Annotated in this window: 18 protein-coding genes; 1 reads left to right on the top strand and 17 read right to left on the bottom strand. The window is 71.2% G+C overall.

Annotated features, from left to right (window positions below):
• Nucleotides 1-57 precede the first annotated feature (57 nt).
• The 13 genes from metK to pyrR form a co-directional block, all read right to left on the bottom strand.
• The gene (gene metK / locus ABZ354_RS09905; RefSeq protein ID WP_358654834.1) at nucleotides 58-1,266 is read right to left on the bottom strand and encodes a methionine adenosyltransferase; all 1,209 of its coding nucleotides are present in this window, start codon (nucleotides 1,264-1,266) and stop codon (nucleotides 58-60) included.
• 239 nt (nucleotides 1,267-1,505) lie between these two features.
• Entirely contained in the window at nucleotides 1,506-2,708 is a 1,203-nt protein-coding gene (gene coaBC / locus ABZ354_RS09900; protein WP_358654832.1) for a bifunctional phosphopantothenoylcysteine decarboxylase/phosphopantothenate--cysteine ligase CoaBC, read from the bottom strand.
• A gap of 124 nt (nucleotides 2,709-2,832) precedes the next feature.
• Nucleotides 2,833-3,105, bottom strand: coding sequence for a DNA-directed RNA polymerase subunit omega (rpoZ, locus tag ABZ354_RS09895; protein WP_030247008.1), 273 nt, complete (start codon nucleotides 3,103-3,105; stop codon nucleotides 2,833-2,835).
• Nucleotides 3,106-3,214: 109 nt separating this feature from the next.
• Nucleotides 3,215-3,772, bottom strand: a complete 558-nt coding sequence (gene gmk / locus ABZ354_RS09890; protein ID WP_358654830.1) for a guanylate kinase — start codon at nucleotides 3,770-3,772, stop codon at nucleotides 3,215-3,217.
• A gap of 37 nt (nucleotides 3,773-3,809) precedes the next feature.
• Nucleotides 3,810-4,133 carry an integration host factor gene (locus ABZ354_RS09885; protein WP_003977346.1) on the bottom strand — a complete coding sequence of 108 codons (324 nt, stop codon included), beginning with the start codon at nucleotides 4,131-4,133 and terminating at the stop codon, nucleotides 3,810-3,812.
• Nucleotides 4,134-4,475: 342 nt separating this feature from the next.
• Nucleotides 4,476-5,321 carry an orotidine-5'-phosphate decarboxylase gene (gene pyrF / locus ABZ354_RS09880; protein WP_358654828.1) on the bottom strand — a complete coding sequence of 282 codons (846 nt, stop codon included), beginning with the start codon at nucleotides 5,319-5,321 and terminating at the stop codon, nucleotides 4,476-4,478.
• A complete protein-coding gene (locus ABZ354_RS09875) occupies nucleotides 5,318-6,424 on the bottom strand; it encodes a quinone-dependent dihydroorotate dehydrogenase (RefSeq protein WP_358654826.1) in 1,107 nt (368 codons plus the stop codon). The genes pyrF and ABZ354_RS09875 overlap by 4 nt, the downstream gene beginning before the upstream one ends.
• A 70-nt stretch (nucleotides 6,425-6,494) precedes the next feature.
• Nucleotides 6,495-9,803, bottom strand: a complete 3,309-nt coding sequence (gene carB / locus ABZ354_RS09870; RefSeq protein ID WP_358654824.1) for a carbamoyl-phosphate synthase large subunit — start codon at nucleotides 9,801-9,803, stop codon at nucleotides 6,495-6,497.
• Nucleotides 9,796-10,938 carry a glutamine-hydrolyzing carbamoyl-phosphate synthase small subunit gene (carA, locus tag ABZ354_RS09865; RefSeq protein ID WP_358654822.1) on the bottom strand — a complete coding sequence of 381 codons (1,143 nt, stop codon included), beginning with the start codon at nucleotides 10,936-10,938 and terminating at the stop codon, nucleotides 9,796-9,798. The genes carB and carA overlap by 8 nt, the downstream gene beginning before the upstream one ends.
• A complete protein-coding gene (locus tag ABZ354_RS09860) occupies nucleotides 10,935-11,504 on the bottom strand; it encodes a hypothetical protein (protein WP_358654820.1) in 570 nt (189 codons plus the stop codon). The genes carA and ABZ354_RS09860 overlap by 4 nt, the downstream gene beginning before the upstream one ends.
• Nucleotides 11,501-12,787 carry a dihydroorotase gene (locus tag ABZ354_RS09855; protein WP_358654818.1) on the bottom strand — a complete coding sequence of 429 codons (1,287 nt, stop codon included), beginning with the start codon at nucleotides 12,785-12,787 and terminating at the stop codon, nucleotides 11,501-11,503. Before ABZ354_RS09855 ends, ABZ354_RS09860 begins: the two co-directional genes overlap by 4 nt.
• Before the next feature lie 5 nt (nucleotides 12,788-12,792).
• Nucleotides 12,793-13,770, bottom strand: a complete 978-nt coding sequence (locus ABZ354_RS09850; RefSeq protein WP_358654816.1) for an aspartate carbamoyltransferase catalytic subunit — start codon at nucleotides 13,768-13,770, stop codon at nucleotides 12,793-12,795.
• Nucleotides 13,771-13,870: 100 nt separating this feature from the next.
• Complete coding sequence (gene pyrR, locus ABZ354_RS09845) at nucleotides 13,871-14,458, bottom strand: bifunctional pyr operon transcriptional regulator/uracil phosphoribosyltransferase PyrR (RefSeq protein ID WP_358654814.1); 588 nt, start codon at nucleotides 14,456-14,458, stop codon at nucleotides 13,871-13,873.
• Between the two features lie 277 nt (nucleotides 14,459-14,735).
• Here pyrR and bldD point away from each other — a divergent pair, with 277 nt between their 5' ends.
• Complete coding sequence (gene bldD / locus ABZ354_RS09840) at nucleotides 14,736-15,236, top strand: transcriptional regulator BldD (protein ID WP_358654812.1); 501 nt, start codon at nucleotides 14,736-14,738, stop codon at nucleotides 15,234-15,236.
• 150 nt (nucleotides 15,237-15,386) lie between these two features.
• Here bldD and nusB read toward each other — a convergent pair whose 3' ends face one another.
• From nusB to ABZ354_RS09820, 4 genes are all read right to left on the bottom strand, one after another.
• Nucleotides 15,387-15,821 carry a transcription antitermination factor NusB gene (gene nusB / locus ABZ354_RS09835; protein WP_358654810.1) on the bottom strand — a complete coding sequence of 145 codons (435 nt, stop codon included), beginning with the start codon at nucleotides 15,819-15,821 and terminating at the stop codon, nucleotides 15,387-15,389.
• 2 nt (nucleotides 15,822-15,823) lie between these two features.
• Nucleotides 15,824-16,390 carry an elongation factor P gene (gene efp / locus ABZ354_RS09830; protein ID WP_358654808.1) on the bottom strand — a complete coding sequence of 189 codons (567 nt, stop codon included), beginning with the start codon at nucleotides 16,388-16,390 and terminating at the stop codon, nucleotides 15,824-15,826.
• 60 nt (nucleotides 16,391-16,450) lie between these two features.
• Nucleotides 16,451-17,617: an aminopeptidase P family protein gene (locus ABZ354_RS09825; RefSeq protein ID WP_358654806.1), complete on the bottom strand. Its 1,167-nt coding sequence runs from the start codon at nucleotides 17,615-17,617 to the stop codon at nucleotides 16,451-16,453.
• 258 nt (nucleotides 17,618-17,875) lie between these two features.
• Nucleotides 17,876-18,703: a Pro-rich N-terminal domain-containing protein gene (locus ABZ354_RS09820; RefSeq protein ID WP_358654804.1), complete on the bottom strand. Its 828-nt coding sequence runs from the start codon at nucleotides 18,701-18,703 to the stop codon at nucleotides 17,876-17,878.
• Nucleotides 18,704-18,709 lie beyond the last annotated feature (6 nt).

Raw genomic sequence — 18,709 nt, 5'->3', positions numbered from 1 at the left:
GACAAGGTCGGCCGGGCCCGGCGCATCGCCGGGCCCGGCCGACCGAAGGACGGTGGACTACAGCCCCGCGGCCTCGCGCAGCGCGTCCACGCGGTCCGTGCGCTCCCAGGTGAAGTCGGGAAGCTCACGGCCGAAGTGGCCGTACGCGGCGGTCTGGGCGTAGATCGGGCGCAGCAGGTCGAGGTCGCGGATGATCGCGGCCGGGCGCAGGTCGAAGACCTCGTCGATGGCCTGCTCGATCTTCTCGGTGTCGACCTTGGCGGTGCCGAAGGTCTCCACGAAGAGACCGACCGGCTCGGCCTTGCCGATCGCGTAGGCGACCTGGACCTCGCAGCGGGAGGCGAGGCCCGCGGCGACGACGTTCTTGGCGACCCAGCGCATCGCGTACGCGGCCGAACGGTCGACCTTGGAGGGATCCTTGCCGGAGAAGGCGCCGCCGCCGTGGCGGGCCATGCCGCCGTAGGTGTCGATGATGATCTTGCGGCCGGTCAGGCCGGCGTCGCCCATGGGGCCGCCGACCTCGAAGCGGCCGGTCGGGTTGACGAGCAGGCGGTAGCCCTCGGTGTCGAGCTTGATGCCCTCGTCGACCAGCGCCTTCAGCTCCGGCTCGACCACGAACTCCCGGATGTCCGGCGCCAGCAGCGAATCCAGGTCGATGTCGGAGGCGTGCTGCGAGGAGACGACGACCGTGTCCAGGCGGACCGCCTTGTCGCCGTCGTACTCGATGGTGACCTGCGTCTTGCCGTCCGGGCGCAGGTAGGGGATCGTGCCGTTCTTGCGCACGTCGGACAGGCGCTTCGACAGGCGGTGCGCCAGGAAGATCGGGAGCGGCATCAGCGTCGGCGTCTCGTCCGTCGCGTAGCCGAACATCAGGCCCTGGTCGCCGGCGCCCTGCCGGTCCAGCTCGTCCTCGTCGCCCTCGACACGGGCCTCGTAGGCGGCGTCCACACCCTGGGCGATGTCCGGGGACTGCGCGCCGATCGACACCGAGACGCCGCAGGAGGCTCCGTCGAACCCCTTCTTGGAGGAGTCGTAGCCGATCTCGAGGATCTTGCCGCGGACGAGGGTCGCGATGTCCGCGTAGGTCTTGGTGGTGACCTCGCCGGCCACGTGCACCAGGCCGGTGGTGATCAGGGTCTCGACCGCGACCCTGGAGGCCGGGTCCTCGCGCAGGAGCGCGTCGAGAATGGTGTCGCTGATCTGGTCAGCGATCTTGTCGGGGTGACCCTCGGTCACGGACTCCGAGGTGAACAGGCGACGGGACACAACGCTCCCTGGGGTTGCAGCGGCTGCTGGCTGATCATGGGTGGACGGGCCGGGGGCTGCGCCCGGCGGTGTCCGCGAAACAGTTTATCGGTCGCGTTCGGTTACTGGACCCCCGTCTCACCTCGCGGGAGCGCTGTGACCTGCGGCACCCGCATTCTGCCCAATCGAAAGCACCCTTGGCCAGACTCGCCGCGCCCACGGAGGCGTGGTTTCAGGAACCTGTGAGTCAGCTGCAACTTTCAGCGCAGACGTGCCGTCACGAGATCCCACACGATGTCGGCCAGCGCCTCCTTCGGTCCGTGCGGTACGGCGGTCTCGCTGCCGTCGGCGCCGAGCACCACGGCCTCGTTCTCCTCGGCGCCGAAGGTCTTGCGCTCTCCCACCTCGTTGACCACGAGGAGGTCGCAGCGTTTGCGGGCGAGTTTCTCGCGGCCGTTGGCGAGGACGTCGTCCGTCTCGGCGGCGAAGCCGACGACGACCTGGCCGGGCCGGGCGCGGTCGGCGGAGATCTCCGCGAGGACGTCCGGGTTGCGGACCAGGGTGACGGGCTCGGGCTCCCGGTCGTCCTTCTTCTTGATCTTCCCGGTGGCGTAGACGGCCGGGCGGAAGTCCGCGACGGCCGCGGCCATGACGACCGCGTCGGCGTCGGCGGCCGCCTTCAGGACCTCCTCGCGCAGTTGGAGGGCCGTGCCCACCGGGACGACGTCGACGCCCGCCGGGGCGGGAAGCCCGGCGTTCGCCGAGATCAGCGTGACGCGGGCGCCCCGGGCGGCGGCGGTGCGGGCGAGGGCGTAGCCCTGCTTGCCGGAGGAGCGGTTGCCGAGGAAGCGGACGGGGTCGAGCGGCTCGCGGGTGCCGCCGGCGCTGATCACGACGTGCCGCCCCGCGAGATCGGGTTCGGTGAGGCCGCGGGCCAGCACCCGGCGGCAGACCTCGAAGATCTCGGCGGGGTCGGGCAGCCGGCCCTTGCCGGTGTCGACGCCGGTGAGGCGCCCGACGGCCGGTTCGACGACGAGGGCGCCGCGGCGGCGCAGCGTGGCCACGTTCTCCCGGGTGGCCGGGTGCTCCCACATCTCGGTGTGCATCGCGGGGGCGAAGACGACGGGGCAGCGGGCGGTGAGGAGCGTGTTGGTGAGCAGGTCGTCGGCCATGCCGTGGGCGGCCTTGGCGAGCAGGTCGGCCGTGGCCGGGGCGACGATCACCAGGTCGGCGTGCTGGCCGATGCGGACGTGCGGGACCTGGTGCACGTCGTCCCAGACCTCGGTGGAGACCGGGTGGCCGGACAGGGCGGACCAGGTGGCGGCGCCGACGAAGTGCAGCGCCGACGCCGTGGGGACGACGCGGACGTCGTGGCCCGACTCCGTCAGTCTGCGCAGCAGCTCACAGGCCTTGTAGGCCGCGATGCCGCCACTGACTCCCAGAACGACCTTGGGCTTGTCCACCGTCTCTCCCGCATGCTCGGCTCGGGTGCGCCGGACGACGCGCGCACGCCTCCATCACACACCACAGGCCCGGCAGCGTGACTGCCGGGCCTGTGGAAAAGCCAACCGCAAGCTGTGAATACGCCTACTGCGCCGGGCCCTCGACGGCCTCGGACGTCAGCAGTCCCGCGTTGATCTCCCGGAGGGAGATGGACAGCGGCTTCTCGTGGACGTGCGTGTCGACGAGCGGACCGACGTACTCGAGGAGGCCCTCGCCGAGCTGCGAGTAGTACGCGTTGATCTGGCGGGCCCGCTTGGCCGCGTAGATCACGAGGCTGTACTTCGAGTCGGTGGCCTCGAGGAGCTCGTCGATCGGCGGGTTGATGATGCCCTCGGGCGCGGAGATGGAAGAGGACACGCTCTACCTTCCGATGGATGGGAAAAGACCGGTCGTGATCACAGAGCGGGGAGGGGCTCCGCGTGGAGACCCGGAGGGAAATCCGGACAGAACCTGTCAGAGCTCGCGATCACACAACACCCAGCAAGGCTAGCAGCTCGCGCGCCACATCCTCGACGGAGGTGTTGACCAGGGTCTCGTCGAACTCGGGCTCGGCCGCGAGCTCGATCTTGGCCGCGGTCAGGCGGCGCTCGATCACGTCGGGCGGCTCGGTGCCCCGGCCGGTGAGTCTGCGCACCAGCTCCTCCCAGGAGGGCGGAGCCAGGAACACGAGATGAGCCTCCGCCATCGACTCGCGTACCTGCCGGGCACCCTGCAGGTCGATCTCCAGGAGGACGGGCACGCCCGCCCCCAGGTGCTCCAGGACGGCCGCACGCGGCGTGCCGTAGCGGTTACCGGCGAATTCGGCCCATTCCAGCAGCTCACCATTGGCGATCAGCTTGTCCATCTCCTCGTCGGTGACGAAGAAGTAGTGGACTCCATGCCTCTCGCCCGGGCGGGGCTTGCGGGTCGTCGCCGACACCGAGAGCCAGACCTCGGGGTGTTCCTTGCGCATATGGGCGACGACCGTGCTCTTGCCGACCCCGGAGGGGCCGGAGAGCACGGTCAGCCGCGGACGTTCACTCATGCAGCGATTATTCCAGCAATCCCGGGCTGCCCGGGACTCAGGAGCCGGTGCTGCCGAACTCGCGCTCCAGGGAGGCGATCTGGTTGGAACCGAGGCCACGCACTCGACGGCTCTCGGAGATACCCAGCCGCTCCATGATCTGCTTGGCGCGGACCTTGCCCACGCCCGGCAGGGACTCGAGGAGGGCGGAGACCTTCATCTTGCCGATGACGTCGTTCTCCTGGCCCTGCTTGATGACCTCGTGGAGGGAGGCGCCGGAGTGCTTGAGTCGATTCTTGACCTCGGCCCGCTCCCGGCGAGCCGCGGCGGCCTTTTCGAGCGCGGCTGCGCGCTGTTCAGGGGTAAGGGGCGGAAGAGCCACGCCTACGTCACCTCGGATGTCGAACTGTCGGATACGGACCGGTGAGGAACCTAGTCGCCCCACACCTGGGGAGCCACGAGCAACACGCTTGCCCGACCTCCTCCTCTGCCGCGAGGGCGTGGGAGGTGCACCCACCCGTCGGAGACTAGCGGGCAAGTCCGCCAGAGTCAGCGAGAACAGCGGAAAAGTCCTGGTCAGCCTCCGTCAGGCTGGACATTTAAGACATAATGCCCTGGATTCGAGGATGTATCCACGCTCAGGCCGGCGGCGGAACGTTCAGTCGGCGCTCCGGAAAGCGGTGGAAAGGGCTCCGGGAACGTTCTCGCCAGGGCTCCGGCGTGCTCAGCGGGCGGCCACCGCGTCGCGGATCTCCCGGGCGAAACGGTCCGCCGCCGCGCGCAGCGCCCCGGCGCCGGGCCCGTGCCGCAGGACGCCGCGGCTGACGTTCGGCACGACGTTGCGCACCGCGGCACCGAACACGGCGGGCAGGTCGGCCGGAGTCGCCCCCTGCGCGCCGATGCCGGGAGCCAGCAGCGGGCCGTTGATGTCCAGGTCGTACGTCGACAGGTCGCCCAGGGTGGCGCCGACCACCGCGCCGAAGGAGCCCAGCGGCTCCTCCCCCGCGTTCTCGGCGGCCAGGTGCGCCAGCACGGTCGCCCCGACGCCCCGCCCGTCGGGCCGTACGGCGTGCTGGACCTCGCCGCCCTCCGGGTTGGAGGTCAGCGCCAGCACGAACAGCCCGGCGCCGCTCTCGCGGGCCAGCGCGACCGCCGGGCTGAGCGAGCCGTAGCCGAGGAACGGGGAGACGGTCAGCGCGTCCGAGAACAGCGGGGCGTCCCGGCGCAGGAACGCCTCGGCGTACGCGGCCATGGTCGAGCCGATGTCGCCGCGCTTGGCGTCCATGACGACCAGCGCGCCAGCGGCACGGGCCTCCCCGACGGACTTCTCCAGCACGGCGACGCCGCGCGAGCCGAAGCGCTCGAAGAACGCGCTCTGCGGCTTGAGCACGGCGACCCGGTCGGCCAGGGCCTCGACGACGGTGCGGCTGAACCGCTCCAGGCCCGCCACGTCGTCGTTCAGTCCCCACTCGGCGAGCAGGGAGGCGTGCGGGTCGATGCCGACGCACAGCGGGCCGCGCTCGTCCATGGCGCGGCGCAGGCGGGCGCCGAAGGGCTCCAGAACCGTCATGCGGGCTTCCTCACGTCGGCGCCGACCGCGTCGGCGAGGGTGGCGTACGGGCTGGTGCGCAGGCGGGCCGCCAGGCCCTTGTGGACGGCGCGGCTCCAGAAGGGGCCCTCGTAGATGAAGGCGCTGTAACCCTGGACCAGCGTGGCGCCGGCCAGGATGCGCTGCCAGGCGTCCTCGGCGCTCTCGACGCCGCCGACGCCGATCAGGGTGATGCGGTCGCCCACCCGCGCGTACAGGCGGCGCAGTACCTCCAGGGAGCGGGCCTTGAGGGGTGCTCCGGAGAGCCCGCCGGTCTCCGCGACCAGGGACGGCTCGGATTCCAGACCGAGCCCCTCACGCGCGACGGTGGTGTTCGTGGCGATGATGCCGTCCAGGCCGAGTTCGACGGCGAGGTCGGCGACCGCGTCCACGTCCTCGTCGGCCAGGTCGGGTGCGATCTTGACCAGCAGCGGCACGCGCCGGGCCGGGACGCTGCGGTCGGCGGCCTCGCGGACGGCGCTCAGCAGCGGGCGCAGGTGGTCGACGGCCTGGAGGTCGCGCAGTCCGGGCGTGTTCGGGGAGGAGACGTTGACGACGAGGTAGTCGGCGTACGGGGCGAGCCGCTCGGCGGACTTCACGTAGTCGGCGACGGCCTCCTCCTCCGGGACGGCCTTCGTCTTGCCGATGTTCACGCCGACGACCGGCTCGAAGACGGGGCTGCGGGCGGCCAGCCGGGCGGCGACGGCGAGCGAGCCGTCGTTGTTGAAGCCCATGCGGTTGATCAGCGCGCGGTCCGGGACGAGGCGGAACAGCCGCTTTTTCGGGTTGCCGGGCTGCGGCTCGCCCGTGACCGTGCCGATCTCGACGTGGCCGAAGCCGAGCATGGCCAGGCCGTCGATGGCGACGGCGTTCTTGTCGAAGCCGGCCGCCAGCCCGAAGGGGCCGTGCAGGCGCAGCCCGAGCGCCTCCGTGCGCAGCTCCTTGTGGCGGGGGGCCAGCACAGCGGCGACGACGGTACGCAGCACAGGGACGCGGGCGGTGAGGCGGATCCAGCGGAAGGCGAGGTGGTGGGCTCGTTCCGCGTCCATCCGGCGGAAGACGAGAGTGAAGAAGAACGTGTACATGGGTGTCCTCAGCAAGGTGGCCTCATGCCGAGGGGGACACCGTTCTCGGTGTCCCCCTCCGGGTCGGCTGCTAGTCGCGGGCCGCGGTCAGGAACTCCGCGTGTTCCTGGAGTGATCGCACGCCCACGTCGCCGTGGTTGAGCGCGTCGATGCCCTGGACCGCGGCGGCGAGCGCCTGGACCGTCGTCAGGCAGGGCACGGAGCGCGCCACGGCCGCCGTACGGATGTCGTAGCCGTCGAGGCGGCCCCCGGTGCCGTACGGGGTGTTGACGATCAGGTCGACCTCGCCGTCGTGGATGAGCTGGACGACGGTCCGCTCGCCGTTCGGGCCGGGGCCCTCGGACTGCTTGCGCACGATGGTGGCGTGTATGCCGTTGCGCTTGAGGACCTCGGCGGTGCCGGAGGTGGCCATCAGCTCGAAGCCGTGGGCGACCAGCTCGCGCGCCGGGAAGATCATCGAGCGCTTGTCGCGGTTGGCGACCGAGATGAAGGCGCGGCCCGTGGTGGGCAGCGGGCCGTAGGCACCCGCCTGCGACTTGGCGTACGCCGTGCCGAAGACGGAGTCGATGCCCATGACCTCGCCGGTGGAGCGCATCTCCGGACCGAGGACGGTGTCGACGCCGCGGCCGTGGATGTCGCGGAAGCGCGACCACGGCATGACGGCCTCCTTGACGGAGATCGGCGCGTCCAGCGGCAGCTCGCCGCCGTCACCGGTCGCCGGCAGCAGGCCCTCGGCGCGCAGCTCGGCGACGGTCGCGCCGAGCGAGATACGGGCGGCGGCCTTCGCCAGCGGCACCGCGGTCGCCTTCGAGGTGAAGGGGACGGTCCGGGAGGCGCGCGGGTTGGCCTCCAGGACGTAGAGGATGTCGCCGGCCAGCGCGAACTGGATGTTGATCAGACCGCGTACGCCGACACCGCGCGCGATGGCCTCGGTGGAGGCGCGCAGCCGCTTGACGTCGAAGCCGCCGAGGGTGATCGGGGGCAGGGCGCACGCCGAGTCCCCGGAGTGGATGCCGGCCTCCTCGATGTGCTCCATGACGCCGCCGAGGTAGAGCTCCTCGCCGTCGTAGAGGGCGTCGACGTCGATCTCGATGGCGTCGTCGAGGAAGCGGTCCACCAGGACCGGCCGGGAGGGGCTGATCTCGGTGGACTCGGCGATGTAGGACTCCAGCCGGGTCTCTTCGTAGACGATCTCCATGCCGCGCCCGCCGAGGACGTAGGACGGGCGGACGAGGACGGGGTAGCCGATCTCGTCGGCGATGGCCTTGGCCTCGGCGAAGGTGGTGGCGGTGCCGTGCTTGGGGGCGGGCAGGCCGGCCTCCTTGAGGACCTGGCCGAAGGCGCCGCGGTCCTCGGCGGCGTGGATGGCCTCCGGGGAGGTGCCGACGATCGGTACGCCGTTGTCCTTGAGGGCCTGGGAGAGGCCGAGCGGGGTCTGCCCGCCGAGCTGCACGATGACGCCCGCGACCGGCCCGGCCTGCCGCTCGGCGTGGACGATCTCCAGCACGTCTTCCAGCGTGAGCGGCTCGAAGTACAGGCGGTCGGAGGTGTCGTAGTCCGTGGAGACGGTCTCGGGGTTGCAGTTGACCATCACGGTCTCGTACCCGGCGTCGCCGAGCGCGAAGGACGCGTGGACGCAGGAGTAGTCGAACTCGATGCCCTGGCCGATGCGGTTCGGGCCGGAGCCCAGGATGATCACCGCGGGCCTGGTCCGGGGCGCGACCTCGGTCTCCTCGTCGTAGGAGGAGTAGAAGTACGGCGTCCGCGCGGCGAACTCGGCGGCGCAGGTGTCGACCGTCTTGTAGACCGGGCGGATGCCGAGCGCGTGCCGTACCTCGCGGACGACGTCCTCGCGCAGGCCGCGGATCTCGCCGACCTGCTGGTCGGAGAAGCCGTGCCGCTTGGCCTCGGCGAGCAGTTCGCGGGTCAGCTCGGGCGCCTCGGCGAGCTCGTCGGCGGTCTCCTTGATGAGGAAGAGCTGGTCGACGAACCAGGGGTCGATCTTCGTGTGGTCGAAGACCTCCTCGGCAGTGGCCCCCGCGCGGATGGCCCGCATGACGGTGTTGATGCGGCCGTCGGTGGGGCGTACGGCCTCGCGCAGCAGCTCGGCCTTGTCGCCGGGGTCGCCGGTGAACGTGAACTGGCTGCCCTTCTTCTCCAGCGAGCGCAGCGCCTTCTGGAAGGCCTCGGTGAAGTTGCGGCCGATGGCCATGGCCTCGCCGACCGACTTCATGGTGGTGGTGAGCGTGGAGTCGGCCTGCGGGAACTTCTCGAAGGCGAAGCGGGGCGCCTTCACGACCACGTAGTCGAGCGTCGGCTCGAAGGAGGCCGGGGTCTCACGCGTGATGTCGTTCGGGATCTCGTCGAGGGTGTAGCCGACGGCGAGCTTGGCGGCGATCTTGGCGATGGGGAAGCCGGTCGCCTTGGAGGCGAGTGCCGAGGAACGCGACACGCGGGGGTTCATCTCGATGACGATGACGCGCCCGTCCTCGGGGTTCACCGCGAACTGGATGTTGCAGCCGCCCGTGTCGACACCGACCTCGCGGATGATCGCGATCCCGACGTCGCGCAGCACCTGGTACTCGCGGTCGGTGAGCGTCATCGCCGGGGCGACGGTGATGGAGTCGCCGGTGTGCACGCCCATCGGGTCGAAGTTCTCGATGGAGCAGACGACCACGACGTTGTCGTGCTTGTCGCGCATCAGCTCCAGCTCGTACTCCTTCCAGCCGAGGATGGACTCCTCCAGGAGCACCTCGGTGGTCGGGGAGAGGGTGAGGCCCTGGCCGGCGATGCGGCGCAGCTCGTCCTCGTCGTGGGCGAAGCCGGAGCCGGCGCCGCCCATGGTGAAGGAGGGGCGGACGACGACCGGGTAGCCGCCGAGCTCCGCGACGCCCTTGAGGACGTCGTCCATGGAGTGGCAGATGTAGGACCGGGCGGACTCGCCGTGCCCGATCTTGGCGCGGACGGCCTCCACGACCTCCTTGAACAGGTCGCGGTCCTCGCCCTTGTGGATCGCCGTCACGTTGGCGCCGATCAGCTCGACGCCGTATTTGTCGAGGACGCCGTTCTCGTGCAGCGAGATCGCGGTGTTGAGGGCCGTCTGGCCGCCCAGGGTGGGCAGCAGGGCGTCCGGCCGCTCCTTGGCGATGATCTTCTCGACGAAGTCCGGGGTGATCGGCTCGACGTACGTGGCGTCGGCGATCTCCGGGTCGGTCATGATCGTCGCCGGGTTGGAGTTCACCAGGACGACGCGCAGGCCCTCGGCCTTGAGGACCCGGCACGCCTGGGTGCCGGAGTAGTCGAACTCGGCGGCCTGACCGATGACGATCGGGCCGGAGCCGATGACCAGGACGGACTGGATATCGGTGCGCTTAGGCACGCTGGCCCTCCATCAGGGAGACGAAGCGGTCGAACAGGTATGCCGCGTCATGCGGACCGGCCGCCGCCTCGGGGTGGTACTGGACGCTGAAGGCCGGCCGGTCGAGGAGCCGCAGCCCCTCGACCACGTCGTCGTTGAGGCAGACGTGGGAGACCTCGGCGCGGCCGAAGGGGGTGTCGGACACCGTGTCGAGGGGGGCGTCGACGGCGAAGCCGTGGTTGTGGGCGGTGACCTCGACCTTGCCGGTCGTACGGTCCTGCACCGGCTGGTTGATGCCGCGGTGGCCGTACTTCAGTTTGAACGTGCCGAAGCCGAGGGCGCGGCCCAGGATCTGGTTGCCGAAGCAGATGCCGAACAGGGGTGTGCCGCGCTCCAGGACGCCTCGCATGACGGAGACGGGGTGGTCGGCGGTGGCCGGGTCGCCGGGGCCGTTGGAGAAGAACACGCCGTCGGGGTTCACGGCGTAGACGTCCTCGACGGTGGCCGTCGCGGGCAGCACGTGCACCTCTATGCCGCGCTCGGCCATGCGGTGCGGGGTCATGCCCTTGATGCCGAGGTCGACGGCGGCGACGGTGAACCTCTTCTCCCCGATGGCGGGCACCACGTACGGCTCGGTGGTGGCGACCTCGGCGGAGAGGTCCGCGCCCGTCATCTCGGGCGTCTGGCGGACCTCGGCGAGCATCGTGCCGTCGTCGGGCAGCGCGTGGCCGGAGAAGATGCCGACGCGCATGGCGCCGCGCTCGCGCAGGTGCCGGGTCAGGGCGCGGGTGTCGATGCCGCTGATGCCGACGACGCCCTGCGCGGCCAGTTCCTCGTCCAGGGAACGGCGGGAGCGCCAGTTGGACGGCACGCGCGCGGGGTCGCGGACGACGTAGCCGGAGACCCAGATCTTCTTCGACTCCATGTCCTCGTCGTTGACGCCGGTGTTGCCGACGTGCGGGGCCGTCATCACGACGACCTGACGGTGGTACGACGGGTCGGTGAGGGTCTCCTGGTAGCCGGTCATGCCGGTGGAGAACACGGCCTCGCCGAACGTCTCCCCCACGGCCCCGTAGGCGCGGCCGCGGAAGATCCGGCCGTCCTCCAGGACGAGTACGGCGGGGACCCTGTTCTTTCCCCTGGTGGAGGTCGTCATCGTTCGGCGCCTTCCGTGCTGTTGGTTTCGATCATGGAGTTGACGGCGTCGACCCACTCCCGGTGCTCCGCCGCGCGGTCCGAGCGGAACCCGGAGTCGAGCAGCTTGCCGCCGTGCGCCCAGGTGACGACGAGCAGCCCGCCCTCGGTGAGGACCTTGCCGGCGATGCCCTTGTCGAGCCGGGCCCCGCGCAGCGCCTGGCGGGGGACGAAGAAGTCGGTGGCGCCGGGGCGGACGACGTCCAGTCCCTCCTCCGTCAGGGTGAGCTCGGCCCGGCTGCGGGTGCCCAGGCCGTGCGCGACGATGCGGTCGAGCCACTGCCCGGCGGTGGTGGAGCCGTGATAGCGGCCGCTGAGAGTCAGTTTCGCCGGGCCGGGGCTGTCCGGCGCGTCGGGCAGGTCCGGCAGGTCGCTCTGCAGGGTGCCGCGCCACTTCCAGCCCTCGCGCATCAGCCAGTAGACGAGCGCGACGAAGAGGGCGAGGCCGGCCACCCAGCCGATACGAGCGGCCCAGTCGGTCACTTCCGCCGATTTCTTCTCGGCGGCCAGCAGGATCAGAGTTGTCACGTGAGCTTCCCGTCGACGAGTGTGGCCTTGCCCCGCAGCCAGGTGTGCGTCACACGGCCCGGCAGCTCGCGGCCCTCGTACGGGGTGTTGCGGCTGCGCGAGGCGAAACCCGCGGGGTCCACCGGCCCACGGTATGCCGTGTCCACCAGCGTGAGGTTGGCGGGCTCGCCTGCCGAGACGGGCCGGCCGTGGCCCTCGGCCCGGCCGATCCGCGCGGGCGTGAACGACATGCGGTCGGCGACCTGCGCCCAGTCCAGCAGGCCGGTCTCCACCATCGTCTCCTGGACCACCGACAGCGCGGTCTCCAGGCCCACCATGCCCATGGCGGCGGCGGCCCACTCGCAGTCCTTGTCCTCGTGCGGGTGGGGGGCGTGGTCGGTGGCGACGATGTCGATCGTGCCGTCGGCGAGCGCCTCGCGCAGCGCCCTGACGTCACGCTCGGTGCGCAGCGGCGGGTTCACCTTGTAGACCGGGTTGTACGTCCGGACCAGTTCGTCGGTGAGGAGCAGGTGGTGCGGGGTGACCTCGGCGGTGACGTCGATGCCGCGGGACTTGGCCCAGCGGACGATCTCGACGGAACCGGCCGTCGACAGGTGGCAGATGTGGACGCGGGATCCGACGTGCTCGGCGAGCAGCACGTCCCGGGCGATGATCGCCTCCTCGGCGACCGCGGGCCAGCCCCCGAGGCCCAGCTCGGCGGAGACCACACCCTCGTTCATCTCGGCGCCCTCGGTCAGCCGGGGCTCCTGCGCGTGCTGGGCGACGACGCCGCCGAAGGCCTTCACGTACTCCAGTGCGCGGCGCATGATCACCGCGTCGTGGACGCACTTGCCGTCGTCGGAGAAGACGGTCACGCCGGCGGCCGACTCGTGCATGGCGCCCAGCTCGGCGAGCTTCCTGCCCTCCAGGCCGACGGTGACGGCGCCGACGGGCCGTACGTCGCAGTAGCCGTGCTCCTTGCCGAGCCGCCAGACCTGCTCGACCACGCCCGCGGTGTCGGCGACGGGGAAGGTGTTGGCCATGGCGAACACGGCGGTGTAGCCGCCGGAGGCGGCGGAGCGGGTGCCGGTCAGGACGGTCTCGGAGTCCTCCCGGCCGGGCTCGCGCAGGTGGGTGTGCAGGTCGACCAGGCCGGGCAGCAGCACCTTGCCGCCGGCCTCGACGACCTCGGCGCCCTCGGCCTGCAGTCCGGCGCCCACGGCCGCGACGGTCTCGCCGTCGATCAGGATGTCCTGCGGTTCGCCGCCGAGCACCTTCGCACCTCGGATCAGGGTCTTGCTCATGGTTCCTACTTCTCCTCGGTACGGGTTTGGGTGACGGCGGGCTCGTTGCCGCCCAGCAGCAGGTACAGGACCGCCATCCGGACGGAGACCCCGTTGGCGACCTGCTCCACGACGGTGCAGCGGTCGGAGTCGGCGACCTCGGCGGTGATCTCCATGCCGCGGACCATCGGACCGGGGTGCATGACGATCGCGTGCTCCGGCATCTTCGCCATGCGGTCGCCGTCGAGGCCGTAGCGACGCGAGTACTCGCGCTCGGTCGGGAAGAACGCGGCGTTCATCCGCTCGCGCTGTACGCGCAGCATCATCACCGCGTCGGACTTGGTCAGCGTGGAGTCCAGGTCGTACGACACCTCGCAGGGCCAGGTCTCGACGCCAACGGGCACCAGGGTGGGCGGGGCGACCAGGGTGACCTCGGCGCCGAGCGTGTGCAGCAGGTCGACGTTGGAGCGGGCGACGCGGCTGTGCAGGATGTCGCCGACGATCGTGATGCGCCGGCCGGACAGGTCCTGGCGGAGCCCGGCGTCGCGGCCGACGAGCCGACGGCGCATGGTGAACGCGTCCAGCAGGGCCTGGGTGGGGTGCTGGTGGGTGCCGTCGCCGGCGTTGATCACGGCGGCGTCGACCCAGCCGGAGTTGGCCAGCCGGTAGGGGGCGCCGGAGGCGCCGTGCCGGATGACGACCGCGTCGACGCCCATGGCCTCCAGGGTCTGGGCGGTGTCCTTCAGGGACTCGCCCTTGGACACCGACGAGCCCTTGGCGGTGAAGTTGATGACGTCCGCGGACAGCCGCTTCTCGGCGGCCTCGAAGGAGATCCGGGTGCGCGTGGAGTCCTCGAAGAAGAGGTTCACGACGGTGCGGCCGCGCAGGGTCGGCAGCTTCTTGATAGGCCGGTCGGCGACCCGGGCCATCTCCTCGGCGGTGTCGAGGATCAGGACGGCGTCGTCGCGGGAGAGGTCGGCGGCCGAGATGAGATGACGCTGCATCTGTCAGGCTCCGTAAGGCAGTTCATAGGGGAGAATTCGCAGAATTCGGGCAGGCGGGGGCGTGCCTGGGCGGGCGTACGCCGATGCGTACGCCGGTGTCCTACTGCTGCGCGCCCGGGGCGTCCGGCTTGGCGCCGAGCAGCACGGTGTCGCGACCGTCCTCCTCGGCGAGCAGGACCTTGACCGTCTCCCGCAGCGACGTGGGGAGGTTCTTGCCCACGTAGTCGGCGCGGATGGGCAGTTCGCGGTGGCCCCGGTCGACGAGGACCGCGAGCTGCACCGCGCGCGGGCGCCCGATGTCGTTCAGCGCGTCGAGTGCGGCGCGGATGGTGCGGCCGGAGAAGAGCACGTCGTCCACGAGGACGACGAGGCGGCCGTCGATGCCGTCACCGGGGATCTCGGTGCGGGCCAGCGCACGCGGCGGGTGCATGCGCAGGTCGTCGCGGTACATGGTGATGTCGAGCGAGCCGACCGGCACCTTGCGTTCGGTGATCTGCTCGAGCTTGGCGGCGAGCCGCTGGGCGAGGAAGACGCCCCGGGTCGGAATGCCGAGGAGCACCACGTCGTCGGCGCCCTTGGCGCGCTCGACGATCTCGTGGGCGATGCGGGTCAGTACCCGCGCGATGTCGGGGCCCTCGAGAACGGGCCGCGCATCGGACTGCGTGTGCTGCGTGTCCTGCTTGTCCATACGAAACGGACCTCCTTCTCCGCCTCACGGGACGGACCTTAAAGGACGTCGACATTGCGTTTCCCACCGTAGCAGGCGCTCCCGGCACGCCCCGGGCGGCCCTTCCGGCCACTCGCCCTTCACCCGTTCGGCGCAATCGCCCGCCGCCCGCGCGGAAGCGCCGGGGCGGACCGCTCGGCTTGACGGAGCAGAGTAACGCTGCGTAACCTCACAGTGAGTTACCACCGCGCGGCACGGATCAGAGTCAGGCCGCGTCGACACAGTGCCGGGGAGCTATATGTCCAGCGAATACGCCAAACAGCTCGGGGCCAAGCTCCGGGCCATCCGCACCCAGCAGGGCCTTTCCCTCCACGGTGTCGAGGAGAAGTCCCAGGGACGCTGGAAGGCGGTCGTGGTCGGTTCTTACGAGCGCGGCGACCGCGCCGTCACCGTGCAGCGACTCGCCGAGCTCGCCGACTTCTACGGTGTGCCCGTGCAGGAACTGCTCCCGGGCACGACGCCCGGCGGTGCGGCCGAGCCGCCGCCCAAGCTGGTCCTGGACCTGGAGCGGCTGGCCACGGTGCCGGCCGAGAAGGCGGGCCCGCTGCAGCGGTACGCGGCGACGATCCAGTCGCAGCGCGGTGACTACAACGGCAAGGTGCTGTCGATCCGCCAGGACGACCTGCGCACCCTCGCCGTCATCTACGACCAGTCGCCGTCGGTCCTCACCGAGCAGCTGATCGGCTGGGGTGTACTGGACGCCGACGCGCGTCGCGCGGTGGCCCACGAGGAAGGCTGACCGCCCCCTGGTTCCCTCCGGGGGCCACCAGGACGAGGCCCAGCAGAAACGTGCCTCCCTGAGCCGTACGACGCATCGTGCGGCCGGGGACGAAGGCCGGAGGGCCCGCAGCAGGATCGCTGCGGGCCCTCCGGCGTCTCTCGCTGCCTGTTACGCCTCGTCGCGGCGCAGGGACGGCTTCAGTTCCTTCAGCCGGCCGAGCAGACCATTGACGAACGAGGGCGAGTCGTCCGTGGAGAACTCCTTCGCCAGCTGCACCATCTCGTCGAGAACGACGGCGTCCGGGGTCTCGTCGGCCCAGATCAGCTCGTAGGCGCCGAGCCGCAGGATGCTGCGGTCCACCACCGGCATGCGGTCGAGCGTCCAGCCGACGGAGTACTGCGAGATCAGCTCGTCGATGCGCCTCGCGTGCTCCGCGTAGCCCTCGATCAGCTGCATCGTGTACTCGCTCACCGGCGGCTGCCGGGTGTCGGCCCGGGAGTGCCGGATCCAGTCCGCGAGGACCGTCAGGACGTCGGCGCCGCGCTGGTCGCCCTCGAAGAGGATCTGGAAGGCACGCTTGCGGGCCGTGTTGCGGGCAGCCACGGTTAGCTGTTCACCCGGCCGAGGTAGTCGCTCGTGCGGGTGTCGACCTTGATCTTCTCACCGGTGGTGATGAAGAGCGGCACGTTGATCTGGTGGCCGGTCTCCAGAACGGCGGGCTTGGTGCCGCCCGTGGAGCGGTCGCCCTGCACGCCCGGCTCGGTCTCCTGGATCGTCAGCTCCACGGCGGCCGGGAGCTCCACGAAGAGCACCTCGCCCTCGTGCTGCGCGACGGTGGCGGTGAAGCCCTCCACGAGGAAGTTCGCGGCGTCGCCGACGGCCTTCCGGTCCACCAGCAGCTGGTCGTACGTCTCCATGTCCATGAAGACGAAGTAGTCGCCGTCCATGTAGGAGAACTGCATGTCGCGCTTGTCGACGGTGGCCGTTTCGACCTTGACGCCGGCGTTGAAGGTCTTGTCGACGACCTTGCCGGAAAGCACGTTCTTGAGCTTGGTGCGCACGAAGGCCGGGCCCTTGCCGGGCTTGACGTGCTGGAACTCGACGACGGACCAGAGCTGGCCGCCTTCGAGCTTGAGCACCATGCCGTTCTTGAGGTCGTTCGTGGAAGCCACGGTTGCGGAATCTCCTGGACTGACGTGGACGACCCCGGGGCAGGCGCCGCGGCTGTGCCGCTACAGCGCGAGCAGCTCCTTGGTCGTAATGGTGAGTAGCTCGGGTCCGCCGTCCGCCTCTGGGCGCACGACGAGCGTGTCATCGATCCGGACGCCGCCCCTGCCCGGGAGGTGGACCCCCGGCTCGACGGTGACCGGCACGCAAGCGTCCAGTTTACCCATGGCCGCGGGGGCCAACTGAGGGTCCTCGTCGATTTCGAGCCCGACGCCGTGTCCGGTGAGCGCCGGAAGTGCCTGGGCGTAGCCGGCCGAGTCCAGGACGTGGCGTGTCGCGCGGTCCACGTCGCGGTAGGCGGCACCCGGTACGAGACTCTCGCGGCCGGCCCGCTGCGCCGCGAAGACCAGGTCGTACAGCTCGATCTGCCAGTCGGCGGGGCTGGTGCCGATGACGAACGTGCGGCCGATCTCGCAGCGGTAGCCGCGGTAGGAGGCGCCCAGGCACACGGAGAGGAAGTCGCCCTCCTCCACGCGTCGGTCCGTGGGACGGTGGCCGCGGCGGCCGGCGTTCGGGCCGGTGGCGACGGCGGTGGGGAAGGCGGGGCCGTCACCGCCGTGATCCACGAGGCGGCGTTCCAGCTCGAGGGCGAGATGGCGTTCGGTGCGGCCCACGAGGATCGATTCGAGGAGCTCACCGAGCGCCTGGTCCGTGATCTCGGCGGCGATGCGCAGGCAGGAGATCTCCTCCTCGTCCTTGACGACCCTGAGCTGCTCGACCGCGCCGGCCAGGTCCCCCAGGCACAGGCGGGGGGCGGCCGCGTGGATCTCGCGGTGGCGGGCGACGGTGACGTGGTTCTCCTCCACGGCGAGGGAGTCGGCGCCCTGGTCGACGGCAGCCCGGGCGGCGGCCGCGGCGGGGTGGGGGCCGGGAGCGGGGACGGTGCGGATGTCGAGGGTGTCGTCTGGGTGGGGGCGGGCGTCGGCTCCAGGGATGCCGAGGGTGCCGGATTCGGGGTGGTACGGGGTGGTGGCCCGGGTCGGGTGGTCGTCCGGGGAGTCGGGGCAGAGCAGGAGGTCGTCGGTGGCGCCCAGGAGCAGGACAGCGCCCCGGGGGGCGGGGCCCGCGAGGTAGCGCACGTTGGCGGGGCGGGAGACGAGCGCCGCCGCGCTGCCGCCCGCGTTGCAGCGTTCCCGTAGGCGGGTTCGGCGGTCCGCGTACACCTCTGGCATGAGCCGAGCGTACGAGGGGCGGGGGAATGGTGCCGGTTGGGCGAGCCAAGTGGGGGCGGGCGAGCAGCCGCGGTGCGGGTGCGCCCACGGCCCGTGCACGGGCGGGCATGGGCAGTGCGGGGGCGTCCCGGCCGCTCAGGGGCGGGCAGTCGTGCCGCCCGAAGGGTGCGGCACGGTGGGCGCAGGTGGCGGCACGCGACGCCGGGCCGCGTGACCCACCCCTGGTCCTCGGCTCGCCGGAGGCGGTCGCGTCCGCGTTCACCAGGTGGGCGGGCTGGCTATCGCTCTCGTCAGGATGTCGTCCAGGACTCTCGCCGTTTCCGGGATGTCCAGCTGGGAGTTGTCGATGATCGGGAGGCCCGAGCCGTACCAGCCGGCCATGCGGCCGTGGATGCGGGCGACCTCCTCGTCGGTGAGGCGGCGGTTGCCCGAGCGTTCCGCGTTGCGTTCCAGGACGATGTCGAGGCCGGGCAGGAGGACGACGGGGAGGAGGCCGGGGCCCACGTGGCGCTTCCAGCCGCCGAGGCCGACGACCGGACGGTCGGGGAAGACGGCGTCGTCGAGGATGCAGGAGATGCCGTTGGCGAGGAAGTTGCGGGCGGCGAAGCCGCAGGTGCGGCGGGCCAGGCGGTACTGCGCCTCGGAGTGGTCGTTCCAGCCGGACTGGGGGTCGGCGAAGCCGGAGCGGACCCATTCGCGTACGTCGTCGAGGCTGATGTGGGCGGTGGGAACGCGTCGGTGGTCCGCCCAGTGCTTGGCGACGCTGGTCTTTCCGGCGCCCGCCGGCCCTATGAGCAGCACCGCGAGGGTGGTGGTCGTGGGGTCCGGGGCCGTGGCCGGAGAGGGGACGGGCACGGCGACCGGGGCGCCCGGCGGCAGCGGGACGTGGCCCGTGGTGTCCGGAGCGGGGGGCATCGGCGGGTGCTGCGCGGGTGCCGCGGGCGGGGTGAAGCCCGGTGGCGGAGGTGCGGGGGCGGGACCCTGGTGCTGCGCGCCAGGGTGGTGGGCGGCCGGCGCCCAGCCGGCGGCCGGTCCGTGCCCCGGCTGGTGGGGCGGCGGCAGCGGAGAACCCACTGCGTGCTGCATCCGGTG

This window comes from Streptomyces sp. NPDC005925, from assembly GCF_040638805.1.
In the GTDB taxonomy this organism is placed as follows: domain Bacteria; phylum Actinomycetota; class Actinomycetes; order Streptomycetales; family Streptomycetaceae; genus Streptomyces.
The sequence above is the reverse complement of the archived record's forward strand: the minus strand, read 5'-3'. Positions and strand labels throughout refer to the sequence as shown.

Coding starts and splice junctions, on each gene's coding strand:
- gmk (WP_358654830.1), bottom strand. CDS start 3,772: ATGAGTGAACGTCCGCGGCTGACCGTGCTCTCCGGCCCCTCCGGGGTC.
- pyrF (WP_358654828.1), bottom strand. CDS start 5,321: ATGACGGTTCTGGAGCCCTTCGGCGCCCGCCTGCGCCGCGCCATGGAC.
- ABZ354_RS09875 (WP_358654826.1), bottom strand. CDS start 6,424: ATGTACACGTTCTTCTTCACTCTCGTCTTCCGCCGGATGGACGCGGAA.
- carA (WP_358654822.1), bottom strand. CDS start 10,938: ATGACGACCTCCACCAGGGGAAAGAACAGGGTCCCCGCCGTACTCGTC.
- ABZ354_RS09855 (WP_358654818.1), bottom strand. CDS start 12,787: ATGAGCAAGACCCTGATCCGAGGTGCGAAGGTGCTCGGCGGCGAACCG.
- ABZ354_RS09850 (WP_358654816.1), bottom strand. CDS start 13,770: ATGCAGCGTCATCTCATCTCGGCCGCCGACCTCTCCCGCGACGACGCC.
- pyrR (WP_358654814.1), bottom strand. CDS start 14,458: ATGGACAAGCAGGACACGCAGCACACGCAGTCCGATGCGCGGCCCGTT.
- bldD (WP_358654812.1), top strand. CDS start 14,736: ATGTCCAGCGAATACGCCAAACAGCTCGGGGCCAAGCTCCGGGCCATC.
- ABZ354_RS09825 (WP_358654806.1), bottom strand. CDS start 17,617: ATGCCAGAGGTGTACGCGGACCGCCGAACCCGCCTACGGGAACGCTGC.
- ABZ354_RS09820 (WP_358654804.1), bottom strand. CDS start 18,703: ATGCAGCACGCAGTGGGTTCTCCGCTGCCGCCGCCCCACCAGCCGGGG.